Annotated in this window: 11 protein-coding genes; 8 read left to right on the top strand and 3 right to left on the bottom strand. The window is 70.6% G+C overall.

Annotated features, from left to right (window positions below; all coding sequences use genetic code 11):
- The first annotated feature begins 171 nt into the window (after positions 1–171).
- Genes IPI43_02700 through IPI43_02710 form a run of 3 tightly spaced genes read left to right on the top strand, consistent with a single transcriptional unit; the run spans position 172 to position 2,944 of the window.
- Positions 172–1,485, top strand: coding sequence for a thioredoxin family protein (locus tag IPI43_02700; protein ID MBK7773035.1), 1,314 nt, complete (start codon positions 172–174; stop codon positions 1,483–1,485).
- Positions 1,486–1,528: 43 nt separating this feature from the next.
- Entirely contained in the window at positions 1,529–2,476 is a 948-nt protein-coding gene (locus tag IPI43_02705) for a diacylglycerol kinase family lipid kinase (protein MBK7773036.1), read from the top strand.
- 48 nt (positions 2,477–2,524) lie between these two features.
- On the top strand, positions 2,525–2,944 hold the full coding sequence (locus IPI43_02710) for a hypothetical protein (protein ID MBK7773037.1): 420 nt from the start codon (positions 2,525–2,527) through the stop codon (positions 2,942–2,944).
- 208 nt (positions 2,945–3,152) lie between these two features.
- Here the strand turns inward: IPI43_02710 and IPI43_02715 are convergent, their stop codons facing one another.
- Positions 3,153–4,910: a hypothetical protein gene (locus tag IPI43_02715; protein ID MBK7773038.1), complete on the bottom strand. Its 1,758-nt coding sequence runs from the start codon at positions 4,908–4,910 to the stop codon at positions 3,153–3,155.
- 477 nt (positions 4,911–5,387) lie between these two features.
- Between IPI43_02715 and IPI43_02720 the strand changes: the two genes are divergently transcribed.
- Complete coding sequence (locus IPI43_02720) at positions 5,388–6,425, top strand: hypothetical protein (protein MBK7773039.1); 1,038 nt, start codon at positions 5,388–5,390, stop codon at positions 6,423–6,425.
- Between the two features lie 24 nt (positions 6,426–6,449).
- Here the strand turns inward: IPI43_02720 and IPI43_02725 are convergent, their stop codons facing one another.
- Together IPI43_02725 and IPI43_02730 are read right to left on the bottom strand one after the other, a co-directional pair.
- Positions 6,450–7,637, bottom strand: a complete 1,188-nt coding sequence (locus tag IPI43_02725; GenBank protein ID MBK7773040.1) for a hypothetical protein — start codon at positions 7,635–7,637, stop codon at positions 6,450–6,452.
- A gap of 310 nt (positions 7,638–7,947) precedes the next feature.
- A complete protein-coding gene (locus IPI43_02730; GenBank protein MBK7773041.1) occupies positions 7,948–8,847 on the bottom strand; it encodes a hypothetical protein in 900 nt (299 codons plus the stop codon).
- Between the two features lie 87 nt (positions 8,848–8,934).
- On the opposite strand from IPI43_02730, the gene IPI43_02735 reads away from it, so the two are divergent.
- From IPI43_02735 to nadE, 4 genes are read left to right on the top strand one after another with little or no spacing between them, the layout of a single operon-like run.
- The gene (locus IPI43_02735) at positions 8,935–11,499 is read left to right on the top strand and encodes an AMP-binding protein (protein ID MBK7773042.1); all 2,565 of its coding nucleotides are present in this window, start codon (positions 8,935–8,937) and stop codon (positions 11,497–11,499) included.
- Between the two features lie 32 nt (positions 11,500–11,531).
- Positions 11,532–12,983 (top strand): nicotinate phosphoribosyltransferase, encoded by a 1,452-nt coding sequence (gene pncB / locus IPI43_02740; protein ID MBK7773043.1) that lies wholly within the window; start codon positions 11,532–11,534, stop codon positions 12,981–12,983.
- A gap of 26 nt (positions 12,984–13,009) precedes the next feature.
- Complete coding sequence (locus IPI43_02745; GenBank protein ID MBK7773044.1) at positions 13,010–13,933, top strand: ribose-phosphate pyrophosphokinase; 924 nt, start codon at positions 13,010–13,012, stop codon at positions 13,931–13,933.
- Complete coding sequence (gene nadE, locus IPI43_02750) at positions 13,930–15,912, top strand: NAD(+) synthase (GenBank protein ID MBK7773045.1); 1,983 nt, start codon at positions 13,930–13,932, stop codon at positions 15,910–15,912. Before IPI43_02745 ends, nadE begins: the two co-directional genes overlap by 4 nt.
- Positions 15,913–15,918: the final 6 nt, after the last annotated feature.

A 15,918-nucleotide genomic window follows, 5' to 3' on the forward strand; every position in this document is an offset into this window, starting at 1 on the left:
CGTTCCCGCAAGTGCCGAGTGGTCGCGGCGCCGGAGCCGGACGAAAGCCCCGGGCCCGGCGGCGGGAGAGCGGCTTGCGGTCGGCTCCCCCGCTTCCCATGATTCGGGGGAATGCTGCCTCTTCGCTCGCACGCCCTACGCCTCGCTGGGGCGCCTTCCCCTCTTCGCCCCGTGGGACGCTCGCTGGTCGCGCTCGGCGCACTGATGGTGACGTGGCTGGTGGCGGGCGACGCAAACGCCTCGTTCTTGGACGACGTGTCCGAGAGCTACCGCGCGGCGCTCGCCGAAGGGCGCTACGGGCCAGCGCTGGGCATGACCTACCTGGCCGGCCTGCTGACCGCGCTCACGCCCTGCGTGTACCCGATGATCGCCATCACGGTGAGCATCTTCGGCGCCCGGCAGAGCGACTCGCGCTGGCGCGCCGCAGGCCTCTCCAGTGCTTATGTGCTCGGCATCGCGGCGCTGTTGACGCCCCTCGGGGTGCTCTCGGCCCTGGCGGGCTCGCTGTTCGGCGCGTGGACCGGGAACCCGTGGGTGATGGTGCCCATGTCGCTGCTCTTCCTGGTCATGGGCGCCAGCATGTTCGGCGCGTTCGACCTGGCGCTGCCCACCAGTGTCCAGACGCGCCTGTCGCAGTCCGGCGGCGTGGGCTTCAAGGGGGCCTTCGTCATGGGCTTGGTCAGCGGCCTGATCGCGGCCCCGTGCGCGGGCCCCGTCATCAGCGCGCTCTTGGCCTACGTGAGCACCACGCGCGACGCCACCTTCGGCGCGCTGAGCATGTTCACGTACTCCATCGGGCTCGGCACGCTGTTCTTCGCGGTGGGCACGTTCGCGCTGTCGCTGCCCAAGACGGGCCGCTGGGTGGACGCGGTCAAGAGCGTGTTCGGGCTGGTGATGGTCATCATGGCCATCTACTTCGTGCGCGACATCCTGCGCCTGCCGGCGCCCGTGACGCGCGACGTCCGCTGGCTGTACGCGGGGGCCGCCATGATCCCGGTCGGCGCGCTGCTGGGGGCCATCCACCTGTCCTTCAAAGAGGGCGCCTGGCACCAGCGGGCGCGCAAGGGCGTGGGGGTGCTGCTGATCACGCTCGGCGCGCTGGCCCTGATCCGGCACCAGGAGGCGCTGCCGGAGGGCGCGCAGATCACGTGGGAGACCGACTACACGGCCGCGCGGACGCAGGCGCAGCAGAGCGGGCTGCCGCTGCTGGTGGACTTCGGGGCGGACTGGTGCTCCGCGTGCCGCGAGCTCGACCACATGGCCCTCAGCGACGCGCGCGTGGTGTCCGAGGCGCGGCGCTTCGTGGCGGTGCGCATCGACCTCTCGGACGCCAGCGACGACGTGGCCCAGGGCCACCTGCGCAGCTACGGCCAGTCCGGCCTGCCCTTCGTGGTGATGCACCACGCGGACGGCTCCGAGGGCCCGCGCGTCACCGCGCCGATGCAGGCCGAGCCGTTCCTGGACTTGATGCGCGCCGTGCGTTGACGGTGGCGGTTCCGCCGGTGAGCAGGCATCCTCCGGCGGCGCCATGATCGACCCTCGCAAGACCTACGTCATCGCCAACCCCGCCGGACGCGGCGGCTGGGTGGGCCTCAATTGGCATCGCTTGAGCGACGAGATCCGCGCCGTGCTGGGCGCAGACGTGCAGTTCCTGCAGACGCAGAGCATCGGTGACGGCGTGCGCTGTGCGCGTGAGGCCGTGGAGGCCGGCGCCACCACGCTCGTCTCGTTCGGCGGCGACGGCACCCACAGCGAAGTGGCCGACGGCATCATGCGCGCGAGCGCGGGCCAGAAGGTCTCGCTGGGCATCCTGCACGCCGGCACGGGCGGAGACTTCCGGCGCATGCTGCACGCGTCGGACGACCTCGGCGCGGCGTGTCGCGTCATCGCCGAGAGCGAGCCCGTGAGCGTGGACTGCGGCTGGGTGGAGTACGTGACGGAGAGCGGCGAGTCGCGCGGCAGGCACTTCCTCAACATCGCGACCACCGGCATTGGTGGGCTGGTGGACCGCTTCGTGAACGAGTCCAAACACCGCTTGAGGGGCGGCGCGGCCTACGCCCTGGCCACCCTGCGCGCCAACATGGTCTACAAGCCGGCCGAGGTCACCATCGAGGTGGACTCGGAGAACGTGGGCACCTACCGGGTCTCGGCGGTGGGCGTGTGCAACGGGCGCTGGTGCGGCGGCGGCATGATGCTGGCGCCCAACGCGCGCCTGCAAGACGGCCTGCTGGACGTGGTGGTGCTGGAAGCGGCCAGCACGCTGCGCTCGCTGCCGGTGTTGCAGGGGGTCTACAAGGGGACGCACACGCGCTCGCGGCTGGTGCACGTGTTCCAGGGGCAGCGCGTGCGCGTCACTCCGCACAAGAACACCGCGTACATGGACATCGACGGTGAGGCCCCCGGCATCGCCCCCGCGTCGTTCCAGGTGCGCCAGAAGGCGCTACGCGTCCACGGCGTGCGGCCGGAGTTCGTCTGAGTGCTGCGCCGGCTGCGCGGGTCTCTCACCAGACGCGTGGCGCTCGCCATGCCACTCTTGCTGCTGGGCTGCCTGCACGGCAACAACGCCCCGAGCGGTGAGGTGGAGGTGCGCGTCACGCGCGACACCGAGGGCTTCGTGGTCAGCTGGCCCGCAGGGCGCGCCGTCGAGGTCCAAGTGGGCCGCTGCGCCGCCGTGTGCGACGAGCGCGTGTTGATCGACCCCACCTCGGAGTTCTCGGAGCTGGTGCCCGAGCCCGAGTTCGCGGATCTCACGTGGCACGTCACGGTGCCCGACGGTGCGCTGTCGCCGCTGCGAGTAGGGCTCACACCCGCGGGCGGCACGGTGATCGTGCCGTTCGAGGAGCCCGCCACCGAGACGGGGACGTGGGCAGTGTTCGTGGTGGTGGAGAGCCCACGTGGCGATGACGTGCTCACGCAGACGGGCGTGGCGCTGCTGCCTCCGTAGAGGCGGGAGAGGCCGTCGGTGGACTCTTCGCGGGGTCGGTGGTGCGCCGCTCCAAGGCCCGACAGCGCGCGCCCCGGTCATGGCCATCCAGCGTCTTGGTGGGCGGACTCTACAGCGACGGCGCCTTCATCGCAGATCGGTGCCCCGTGAGCTTCGCGCCATTCGTGGAGGCCCTACGGGCGACGGAATCGACTTGCGGCAGCGCCCGCTAAGGACGCAGCCGCAGCACGTAGATGTCCTCGCGCCCCAAGCCGGTTTCATGGGGCACGGCGCCGTTCACTCCGCCGAGCACCCGCACGCGGCCGGCTGCGTCGACGGCAATATCCCGAGGCACGAACCAGTCGACGGCGAACTGCTCGGTCCGGGTCAGCGACTCACTGTCGTCGTACCACTGCACGAACCCGCCGGGCACGCTGCCCCCGGTGACCGGTGCTTGCGAGGAGCTCCCCGCGATGACCACGCCCCCCGTCAGGTCGGGCGCCATCCACAGGTTGCGTGACCCCACCGTGCCAGGGTCGGTGTACATGTGGAGCAGGGTGCCGTCTGGCGCGTAGCGCACCAGCGCGATCGCATCAGCGGCTCCCGTGCGGGCAGCGAGCGCCACGATGTCGCCGTCGGAGGTGAGGACCACGGCCACCCCCACGTCGCTACCGTCGGTGCCGAACTGCCGCGCCCAGAGCGTGGTGCCGTCGGTGTCGAGCTTCAGGAGGTACGCGTCGCGCGCGCCGAGCTGTGTTTGGCCCGCCAGCACGGCCGCGCCGGGCAGCTCCCCCGTGATGTAGGCCGCCCCGGTGGCATCGACCACGACGCCGTTGGCCGCGTCGCTACCGGCATTCCCGAAGCCCATCTGCCGGGTCCAGCGCTCGTTCCCGTCGGTGTCGTAGACGCGCACGTAGGTGTCCGGCGCGTCCACCGCCATCTGCCCCGGGAGCACACCGTAGGTCCTGCCCACGATCCACACGTCACCCGTGGGCCCCACCGCGATGTCGTACACGTAGTCGGAGGTCGACGTGCCGAACTGCCGCGTCCACAGCACCGCTCCCGTAGACGCGTACTTCCGGACGAACACGTCGTCCACCCCGTTGGCCACCTGACCCGGCAAGGCAGCCGTGTGCACGTCCCCCGCGACGTAGACGGTGCCACCAGGTCCCACCGCCACGGCGTCGACCGCGTCGAAGCTGGCAGTCCCGAACTGGTCAGCCCACGTGACCACCCCGCCTGGGCCAGCGGCGACCACGGCGGCGTCGGACATCCCCAAGTGCGTGAAGCCGGGATAGGCCCCCTCGTCGATCGCCGCGCCGAAGCGCATCGACCCGTCGGGCAAGACCACGAACGAAGACGCGCTGTCGCGATGGGCGGTCCCGAACACGTCCACGTGATCCCACGGGGTGTCCGTGCACACCCGGTCGCGGTAACTCGTGGGGGGGGAGGCTTCGATCGTGTCGGGTGCTGGGCACTCGGTCCACGCCGTGCACGCCCTGGAGTTCGGACCGACCGCGAACGTGCCCTGAACACAGGCTTCGCACGTACGGTTCGTGGTGGCGCTGCCGTCGTCGAGCACCGTGAACCCGCCGACACACCGGTAGCGCTCCTGGCAGGTCGTCTCGGGATCGCCGTCGTGGTCCCAGGTGTCGTCCACGTCGCCGCACACGACGGCGGCAGCCGACCCGCCCTCGCAGTACGTGCCCGCGTCGCACGCGGCGCAGACGGGCGCGGAGCTCGAGGTCCCCGCCTGCACGAGTACCGTGCCCGCCACGCACGTCTCGCTGCGCTCGCAGCCGGTGCTGTTGACGCCGACCGAGTAGTATCCGGGTCGGCACGGCAGACAGTCACGGTCCGTCACCGCGTCGCCGAGCGCCACCTGATACTCCCCCGGCGCGCACTGCGTCCACGACGCGCAGCGGTCGGCGTTCTCGGTGGTGCTGAACGACCCGCTCCCGCATGGAGCGCAGCTGCGATCGCTCACTGGACGGGGTGCCTGGCTAACGTAGGTCCCCGGCGCGCACGATGTCCACGGCTGGCAATCGACGTCTGAGCCCGGGTCCGAGTCGAAGAAGCCGACACCGCAGGGGTCGTGGACGGCCGCGTCGTCCGGCGTGGCGGGTGGGTCCCCACAACCGAGTACGAGCGCGGCGAACAGCAACGGCCCCATGAAGGCTCTGGGTCTCGAATGTGAAGACATGCGCTTCCTCCTCGGCTCCGCGGGTGTACGCGGTAGGGACGCCCGCCGTCAACCAGTGGTGCACCCATGGACCCGCGAGCTGCCGCACTGCGTCGGCACCTTGAACGCGCGCCTCATGAGCTACGCCGGCGAAGCCGTGACCTTCGCCACCGAGGACGGCCTCAGCTGCACCCTGAACGCGGTGGACTTCCTGGGCCGCCTCTTCACACACCACGTTGGAATGACTCACAATTCCTATGGATCATGCTACGTTACGGCCCAATGCAACGTCTCCTCGCGCTCCTCGTGCTCGCCTCCTTCGCCTTCACCAACGCTCGCGCCGACGCGCAGTGCGTCCCGTCTCCCGAAGTCTGCGACGGCGCCGACAACGACTGTGATGAACAAGTGGACAACCCACCATTCGCCGACGCTCCCTCGGCGGGCCAGGCTGGTTGCTGGAACCAAGCTGGGAACTGCTGCTCCTTCTCGAACCTGAATTGGTGCCCGCCGTCTGGCGCGAGCTGCGGCGGCACGGGTGTGCTCTCGTCGCCGTGCGCGGCCGGGACGATCACGTGTGACGAAGGGGCATGGACGTGTGCCAACGTCCAGCGACCTCTGCCCGAGGTCTGTGACGGCTCGGACAACGACTGCAACGGCGTTGCGGACGACGGCACGGAGGCCGGCACCAGCTGCATGTCGGGCGTCGGGGCATGCGCGGCGATGGGCGTGCTCGAGTGCAGCATGACGGGCGCCTCCTGCTCCGCGGATCCAGGCCTGCCTGGCACCGAGCTGTGTGGAAACGACGTCGACGACGACTGCAACGGCATGGTCGATGAAGGCTTCACGATTGGCGCCTCGTGCACGGTTGGCGTTGGCGCCTGCCTAGCGACGGGCATGTATGTCTGTGACGCCGGGAGCGAGGTGTGCGACGCCACGGAGGGTACCCCTGCGGCGAGCGAGACCTGCGATGACGGCGTGGACGACGACTGCGATGGCATGACGGACAACGGGTGCACGCCCGACGCTGGGGTCCCCGACGACGCTGGCGTGGTCGGCGACGCGGGCATGGTGAGCGACGCTGGCACGACCGACGACGCTGGCACGACCGACGACGCTGGCATGATCGAGGATGCGAGCGTCAGGATGGATGCGCGCGTGCTCGAAGACGCAGGCGTCGACGCGGGCACCCCCGATGGAGGCGGCTCGTCCGGCTGTTCGTGCCGCGCAGGCGCGTCCAGCGCACCCTTCGGCGCTCGGGCCATGGCGCTGGGGTTGCTGGCCGCCTTGCTGGCGCGTCGCTGCCGACGCACTGGCGTCTGAACGCGGGCGCTGGTGGTGTCGACGTCAGCGGGCCACGGCAAGGTCGATGGCGTCGAAGCCGACGTCCACCGGGGTGCCGCTCGCGACCTCGCCGCTGCGAGCGTGGAACACGTGGACTCCGCGTTCGCAGGCCTGGTTGGAGGGCGTGATGGTGCACGGGTCCGGGAAGAACAGCAGGTCTTCCACGGTGTCGAGCGCCAGCTGATCCACGTAGTACGACGAGAAACTGTTGTACGTGGGGAAGGCTCCAGCGCCCACCAGCTCGAGGTGCGACGAGGCCCCGGGACCGAAGTCCGTGTGCGTGATGCGCCACCCGAGGACGTCGTCCACCACCTCGAAGCCACCCACTTGCGCGCCGTTCGCGAAGTCGAACACGCTGACCACTAGCGTGCTGAGATTCACGACCTCGTAGCCCCCTCCCCCCGAGAAGAGGGGCCTCGGCTCGGCCACGAACAGACGGCTACGCGCACAGTCCACGGGCATGTCGAACTCCGCCTGTGAATTCAGCGCAACCCCTTGGACGCCGACAGCGTCCGGATCGACGTCCACCACGCGCCCTCCTGCGGGCGAGCTGAAGTCCAACACGGCCAGCGCAGGCCCGAGATCACTGACGGCGCCCGACTCATGATCGATGCGCGCGAGCTGAACGAAGGCACGCTGCCCGCAGCTCGCGACGTGCGCGGGCTCCGGGAGGCCATCGGCGTCCGCGAGGGCGGCGAGGTCGATGGACGAGACGGTCAGCGCGGTCGCGTCGATCACCACCACCTCGGCGCTCTCGTACTGGCTCACCACCACGATGTCGTCCCCCACCCACGCCGCATCGCGCGGGTCGGCGCCACGGGCGAGAGTGAAGGTGCGCGTAACACTCAGAGTGCGCGCATCCACGAGATCGACGGTATTGCTGGGAGCAGGGTGCACCACCACGCAGCGCGCGCCTGCGCACTTCACGCTCGAAGTCACGGCATCCAAGTCGTCGCTCGCCCGCACCGTGAAGGGCGCCGCCAAGTCGAGCGAGGCGATCTCCCCATCGGGGCCCACCACCACGAGCCGCCCGCTCTCGACGCCGGCGTCGTCCACGTGTCCGTCCACGGCGGCATCGAGACCGGCGGCCGCCCCCGAGCCGCAGCCGGGCAAGAGACAAAGCGAAAACACGAAGGCGCGCCGCCAAACAGGGACCGGGCGCTCCACGAAACAAGAGTAGAAGTCAATCATGCCGCGGACTATAGCGGGGGGTGTTCCGCGCAACAGGCGTGGGTCAGCTCGGGGGAGACACTCCCGTATACAGCCAGTCTGCACATCCCCACTGCACTCCGATCCAGTGAGGACCGCTGTTACGCTCGTCAATGACGCGCCCATGTCCTCGTGAGTCGGCTCGAGCATGGGTGCGAAATGTCTACATTGGCCGACTGCTGGGCAGTGCGCGGTCGGTCAGCGCCAGATGCATCGGCTACATCGCGCCTCTGGGCGACAGATTGGCGAGACTGTCCGCTGGTCATGCAGGCCGACGGGAACCGCTCGGGCTTCAGTTGAGCGGGAAGCCCGCGTTCACCAGCAGCGCGCGCAGGGAGCTGTCGGCGTGGTCCCGCACGAAGGCCAGGTCGCGATCCGGATCGTAGGTGCTGCCACGCCCCGCGCGGTAGGCGGCACGCAGCAGGCGGATGGTGCCCAGCTCGTCGCCGGCCACGCAGGCTGCACGCGCCGCGAGGCCCAGCCAGAGCACGCGCCCCTCTTGGTCCGAGCGGTGGGCGCGTTCCTCGATGATGCGCGCGGCCACCATGCCCTCCTCGGCGAGGCCGATGGCTTCGGGCGTGGCGCCGTCGAGCGTGGCGAAGTGGAAGACGGTCTCGGGGGCCACTCCGATCTGCATCAGGATGCGCAGCGTGTAGCGCACGCGCTCCTGATAGACCTCGCACGGCGTGAAGCGCTGCAGGTGACCCCAGCTCTCTTCGCTGGGCTCCATGGCGAACTGCGCGACGGCCAGCGCCCAGCCGCTGGGGGCGAGGGAGACCTCGGCGAGCAGACCCTCGAGCTCGTGACGATCGCGCTGCTCGTTGGCGTCCAGCAGCGCGATGGCCATGCTCACGGCCCGCGCGCTGTGACCGTTTTGAACCAGCAGCCGGAGGTACTCGGCGTGCGACCCGCCCGCCAACCAGCGCTCACGCGCCTCGCGCAGCAACGCGTCGGGCAGGCCGAGGCAGGCGTCGATGGTGTCGCGCAGGGTGAGCAGCGAGCTGCGATGCTCCGCCAAGGGATGACTTCGGTGCAGCGGCACGGGCAGCGCGCGCAGGTGCTGCTCGAGCTCTCCACGCAGCGCGCCGAGGTGCTCGGGAGCGGCGGACGACAGCAGCGAGCGGACGTGTCGGACCTCACCGCTCGCGACGCGGCTCATCAAGTGGTCCAAGTCTGCGTAGTGCTGGTCCACGCATCGACTATACGTCAATCAGCGCGCTGGGAGCGAGCGCGTTCGTTCGTCGCAGCTCGGCACTCAGTGTCGTGGTAAAGCGCGAACGTGCAGTCGCTGCTTCCCCGCATGCTGGATCCCGACGACGCCGAGGCCGTGCGCGTCGATGGCCGAACGCTCTCTTATCAAGCCCTCGCAGAACGCGTGGCGATCCACCTCGCGCGCTTGGATGCGCTTGGTGTGGGGGCGGGTGAGCGCGTGGGCGTCTTCACCCACGCGAGCCTGGACGTGGTGACAGCGCTGGTGGCGCAGGTGACGCATGGCGTGGTGACGGTCCCGCTCAACCCTGCGCTCGGCGCGCGGGAGCTCGAGCACATGCTGAGCGACGCGGCCCCCGTGGCGGTGTTCGTGGATGGCGCGCGACGGGCCGAGCTGCCGGTGAGCCCTGCGCTCGCGGGACGCTTGCACGACATGGCGGACAGCGACGTTGGGAGCCCGAGCCCGGCGTGGGCTCCACGCGCGGTGTCGAGCGACGTGGCGCTGATCCTGTACACCTCGGGGACCACCGGCGCGCCCAAGGGCGCCCAGCTGAGCAGCGCCAACCTGGCCGCCAACCTGGACGCGCTGGCGCTCACCTGGGGCTGGACGGCGAGCGACACCGTGGTGCACGGGCTGCCGCTCTTCCACGTGCACGGCTTGGTGCTGGGGCTGCTGGGCGCGCTGCGGGTGGGCGGCGCCCTGCACCACGTGTCGCGCTTCACCCCGCACGCGCTCGCCGCCGCGCTGGCCGCGGTCACGCCCGGTCGCGCGCTGCTCTTCGCGGTGCCCACCATGTACCACCGCCTGATCGAGGCGGCCGAAGCCGAGTCACAGGGCAGCACCGGCACGCCCATCGCGAACGCGCTGCGCAGCGCACGTCTGCTGATCTCGGGCTCGGCGGGGCTGCCCACGCGTGAGCACCAGCGGCTCACCGCGCTCACCGGGCGGGGCATTCACGAGCGCTACGGCCTGACCGAAACGCTCATCAACTGTGGCGTGCCGGCGGCTGACGCACCGCGGCCGGGCTATGTGGGCCCCGCGCTCCCCGGAGTAGAGCTGCGGCGTGTGGACGAGGCACGCCAGCCGCTGCCCCCCGAGGCCGATGACGACGCCACGCTGGGCGAGGTGGCCGTGCGCGGGCCGAGCGTGTTCCTGGGCTACCTCAACCGCGAAGACGCCACGCGCGAGGTGCTGGACGACGACGGCTGGTTCTATACCGGCGACCTCGCCACGGCGGCGCCGGACGGCGCGCTGCGCATCGTGGGCCGACGCAGCACGGACCTGATCAAGACCGGCGGCTACAAGGTGGGCGCGGGCGAGATCGAAGCCGCCCTGCTCGAGCACCCCGACGTGGCCGAGGCGGCCGTGCTCGGCGTGCCGGACGCGGACCTGGGCGAGCGCATCGTGGCGTTCGTGGTGCCGCGTGTGGGGACCACGCTGTCGGCCGACGCGCTGCGGGCGCACGGCGAGCAGACGCTCACGCGCCACAAGCAGCCGCGCGAGTATCGCGTGGTGGACGCGCTGCCGCGCAACGCCATGGGCAAGGTGCAGAAGAAGCGCCTGCTCGAGCCCACGCCCGCTGCAGCCCCGCTGCCACCCGAGGTGCGCGTGGATCCCTTCACCGGCTTCCCCGTCATCGTGTCGTCGGCGCGCGCGCAGATTCGCCACGGCGTGGACCCCGGCGCGGGGCTCCCGCAGCCGAGCGGGCCCTGCCCCTTCTGTCCGGGCTACGAGGGCCGGACGGAGCCCGCCGTGCTGCGCGTGCCGGCCGACGAGGCGCTGCCGTGGCTCGTGCGCTTCGTGCCCAACCGGTACCCGTGGGTGGTGGAGGGGCCGCTGAGCGTGCCGTTCCAGCACGCGCCCGGCGGCGAGTCGCACCCTGCGCTGGGCGTGCACGACGTGGTGGTGGAGCACCCCGCGCACGACCTCGACCTGGTGGACTACGACGACGCCCACGTGCTCCTGTTGCTGACGGCGCTGCGCGACCGCGTGCGCACGGTGGAGGCTGTGCCCGGTGTCCTCAGCGTGAGCCTCTTCCGCAACCGAGGGCGCCGCGCGGGGAGCTCGCAGCCGCACCCCCACGCGCAGATCGTGGGCGCGAGCGTGCTGGGCCCCACGCAGCTGGCCCGTCGCAGCCGCGCGCGAGAGCACTTCATGCAGCACGGAACCAACCTGCTGGCTTCACAGGTGGCGGTGGAGCGGGCCGCCCGCGAGCGCGTGCTGCTGGATGACGGCGTTTGGTTCGCCGGCTGCCCCTTCGCGCCGCGCCACCCCTACGAGGTCTGGCTCGCGCCACAGGTGCCGAAGGGCCAGCCCGCGGCCACGCCGTTCTCGGCGCTCACGGACCAGGCGCTCGGCCAGCTGGGCGGCCACCTGCAGAGGCTGGTGCGGGCCACGCTCGCGGCGGCGGGCAAGCGCGACTACAACGTGGTGCTGCACCAGCTGCCGGTGGCCGAGCGCGAGGCCCCTCACGCCTACTGGTGCCTCGAGATCGCACCACGGGGTGGTGGCGGTGCGGGCTTCGAGCTGAGCACGGGGCTGGCCATGACGTCCACCCGCCCCGAGGCCAACGCGGCTCGCATTCGCGCAGAGCTCGCCGCCCTGGCGCCACGAGCGGCCGAAGAATCCCAATGACCGCATGAGGCGCTTCGTGTAGGACTCTCACGATGCTCGCCCCTTCCGCGCTGCTGACCGACCTCTATCAACTCACGATGGCGTTCGGGTACTACCGCGCCGGCATCGCCATGCGCGACTCGTGCTTTCACCTGCACTTCCGCAAGTGCCCCTTCAAGGGGGGCTACGCGGTGGCTGCCGGGCTCGAGCCCGCACTCGACTTCCTCACGGCGCTGCACTTCACGGACGAAGAGTGCGCGTACCTGAGCACGCTGCAGGACGCCCAAAAGAACCGGCTCTTCCCGGACGACTTCCTGCGCTTCCTGCAAGACACGCCGAATGGCCTCGAGGTGGACGCCATCCCCGAGGGCACCGCCGTGTTCCCGCACGAGCCGCTGCTGCGCGTGAGCGGGCCGCTGTATCAGGCGCAGCTGGTGGAGACCGCGCTGCTCACCATCGTGAACTTCCAGACGCTGGTGGCCACCAAGGCCTCGCGCGTGCGTCAGGTGGCCGGCGACCGGCCCGTGGTGGAGTTCGGGCTGCGACGCGCACAGGGAGTGGACGGCGGGCTGGCCGTGAGCCGCGCGGCGTACCTGGGCGGCTGCGCGGGCACCAGCAACGTGCTTGCCGGCATGCGCTTCGGTGTGCCCGTCACCGGGACGCACGCGCACAGCTGGGTGATGGCCTTCCCGGACGAGCGCACGGCCTTCAACGCGTACGCCGACGCCATGCCCGGCAACTGCATCTTCCTGGTGGACACCTACGACACGCGCAAAGGCGTGGGCATCGCCATCGAAGTGGGCAAGCGCCTCGAAGCCGAGGGCAGCCGCCTGAACGGCGTGCGCCTCGACTCGGGCAACCTCACCGAGCTGAGCATCGACGCACGCGCGCAGCTGAACGCCGCGGGCATGCAAGACGCCAAGGTGGTGGCCAGCAACGACCTCGACGAGTACGCCATCGCGCAGCTCCAAGCCGAGGGCGCGTTGATCGACATCTACGGCGTGGGTACACGGCTCTCCACCTGCCACGACCAGCCGGCGCTCGGTGGCGTGTACAAGCTGTCCGCGCTGGCCAACGCCGAGGGGGAGCTGGTGCCCAGCATCAAGCTCAGCGAGCTGGCCATCAAGGTGTCGCTCCCCGGGCGCCTCGGAGCGAAGCGGCTCATGCGAGGCGACACTCCGGTGTGCGACGTGCTGGTGGACCTCGACCACAGCGGCATCTCGCTCTCGCTGTGCGCCATGGCCACGGGCGAGCCCATCCCCACGCCCGAGCACGACCGGGTGGTGGACCTGTCGGTGCCCGTGATGCGCGCTGGGAAGCGCGTGGGCACCCCACCCGCGCTCAGCGCTTCGCGCGACCTGGCCAAGCGCGAGCTCTCGGTGCTGCCGGCCGTGCTGACCGCGCTCACGGCCACGGGTGAGTATCCAGTCTACCTCGAGGCCTATGTGGCGCGCTCCCGCGCCGAGCTGATGGCGGCACGCCGCCCCGTGAAAGAAGCGATGTGATGAGTGCCCTGCTCCCCCGCGGTCCCATGCTCCTGTTCTGTACCGAAGCCTATGAGCCCCTGGCCGAGCGGCTGATCGCCTACGAGGAGATCACGCGCGGCGCGCTCTTGCGCAAGCGGTTCCCGGACGGCGAGCGCTACCTGCGCATCCTCGAAGAGTGCAGCGGACGCGACGCGGTGGTGCTGGGCGGCACGGTGACCGACGCCGACACGCTCGAGCTGTACGACCTCTGCTGCTCGCTGGTGCACCGCGGCGTGCACACGCTCACGCTGCTGATCCCGTACTTCGGCTACCAGACCATGGAGCGGGCCGTGAAGCCCGGTGAGGTGGTGGTAGCCAAGACGCGCGCGCGCCTGCTCTCCAGCATCCCCACGGCCGGCAGCGGCAACCGCGTGGTCATGTTGGACCTGCACGCCGAGGGCATCCCGCACTACTTCTCGGGCAGCATCCGCCCGCTGCACGTGTACGCCAAGCCCGTGATCATCCCGCTGCTGCGCGAGCTGGGCGGCGAGGACTTCGTGCTGGGCGCCACCGACGCAGGGCGCGCCAAGTGGGTGGAGTCGCTGGCCAACGACCTGGGCGTGCAGGCGGGCTTCGTGTTCAAGCGGCGCACCAGCGGGACCGACACCGAGGTCACCGCGCTCGCGGCCGACGTGCGCGGCCGCAAGGTGGTCATCTACGACGACATGATCCGCACGGGCGGCTCGCTCATCGGCGCGGCGCGCGCGTACCTGGACTCGGGCGCCAGCCACGTGGCGGCCGTGTGCACGCACGGGGTGTTCCCGGCCGGCGCCCTCGACACGCTGGCCGCCTCGGGCCTCTTCACCGAGGTGGCCTGCACCGACTCGCACCCCAACGCCGAGGCCGCGCGCGCACACCCCCTGCTGCGCGTCACCACCATCGCGCCCGTCCTGCGGGACGCCCTCGCGACCCTCTCCGGAGTCTCATGAACCGCATCCGCGCCGCCATCGCCGTCCTCAACCAGACCCCGTTCGCGTGGGACGAGAACCGCACCAACATCGAGGCCGCCATCACCGAGGCGCGCCGTCGTGGAGTCACGCTGCTGTGCCTGCCCGAGCTGTGCATCACGGGCTACGGCTGCGAGGACATGTTCCTCGCGTCGTTCGTGCAAGACGAGGCCTTCCGCATCTTGGAGCGCCTGGCGCCCCTCACGCGCGGCATGATCGTGAGCTTTGGCCTGCCCGTGCTGCACCGCGGCTGCGTCTACAACACCGCGGCCATGGTGGTGGACGGCGAGATCGCGGGCTTCGTGGCCAAGCAGTTCCTGGCGGGTGACGGCATCCACTACGAGCCGCGCTGGTTCAAGCCCTGGCCCACTGGGCGGCGCGCCACGCTCGAGCACGGCGAGCAGCGCTATCCCATCGGCGACCTGACGTTCGACATCGGCGGCATGGTGCTGGGCTTCGAGATCTGCGAGGACGCGTGGGTGGCGCGGCGCCCGGGCGCGAGCCTCTCGCTGCAGGGGGTGGACGTCATCCTCAACCCGAGCGCCAGCCACTTCGCGTTCGGCAAGCAGCGCATCCGCCGGCGCCTCGTGCTGGAGGGCTCGCGCGCCTTCGGCGTGAGCTACCTGTACGCCAACCTGCTGGGCAACGAGGCCGGCCGCGCGGTCTACGACGGCGGCGGCATGATCGCGGCAGCGGGCAACCTGCTGGTGGAGACCAAGCCCTTTTCGTACGCGGGCATGGGCGTCTACGACGCGGTGCTGGACATCGATCACACGCGCCTGATCCGCGCGCAGTCGGCCAGCTTTCGCCCCGAGGTGGAGGGCGACGAGCGCTGCGTGCGCGTGAGCTTCGACCACAACGACGTGGCCCCCAAGCGCGTGGACATCAAGCCCGAGCCGTGGATCGAGGGGCCACACCGCAAGGAAGAGGAGTTCACGCGCGCCATCGGGCTCGCGCTGGTGGACTACATGCGCAAGTCGCGCTCGCAGGGCTTCGTGGTGTCGCTCAGCGGCGGCGCCGACTCGGCCGCCTGCTGCGTGCTCATCTACACCGCCCTGCGCATGGCCGCGGCCGAGCTGGGCTGGGACGGGCTCCAGAAGCGCCTCGCGCACGTGAAGGGCATCGCCAGCATGGGCAGCGTCAAGGAGCTCATGCCCAAGGTGCTGACCACCGCCTACCAGGCCACGCACAACAGCGGCGACGTCACGCGCAACGCCGCGCGCGCCATGGCCGAGGCGGTCTTCGCCGACCACTACGAGCTGGACGTGGACGCGCTGGTGAAGGGCTACGTGGCCATGGTCGAAGGCGCCGTGGGGCGCCCGCTGACCTGGGAGCAAGACGACCTCACGCTCCAGAACATCCAGGCACGCACGCGCGGGCCGGGCATCTGGATGTTCGCCAACCTGCGCTCGCAGCTGCTGCTGGCCACCAGCAACCGCTCCGAGGCCGCGGTGGGCTACTGCACCATGGACGGCGACACCTGCGGCGGCGTCTCGCCCATCGCGGGCATCGACAAGGCGTTCTTGCGGCAGTGGCTGCGCTTCATGGAGAGCACCGGGCCGCACGGGCTCACGCCCACGCCGGAGCTGGTGCACATCAACCGCCAGCAGCCCACCGCCGAGCTGCGCCCCAAGGAGAGCGCACAGACCGACGAGGGCGACCTGATGCCCTACCCGCTGCTGGACGCCATCGAGATGGTGGCCATCCGCGACAAGAAGGGCCCGGGTGAAGCGTTCGAGCTGATGCGCGCCGAGTTCCCGCAGTACACGCCGGAGCAGCTGCGCGTGTGGGTGGTGCGCTTCTTCCGCCTGTGGTGCCAGAACCAGTGGAAGCGCGAGCGCTACGCGCCGTCGTTCCACGTGGACGACAAGAACCTGGACCCCAAGACCTGGTGCCGCTTCCCCATCCTGTCGGGCGGCTACGACCTCGAGCTGCGCGAGCTGCTGAGCCGCACGCTCTGAGCTGGA

This window comes from Sandaracinaceae bacterium (assembly GCA_016706685.1).
In the GTDB taxonomy this organism is placed as follows: domain Bacteria; phylum Myxococcota_A; class Polyangia; order Polyangiales; family Houyiibacteriaceae; genus JADJJE01.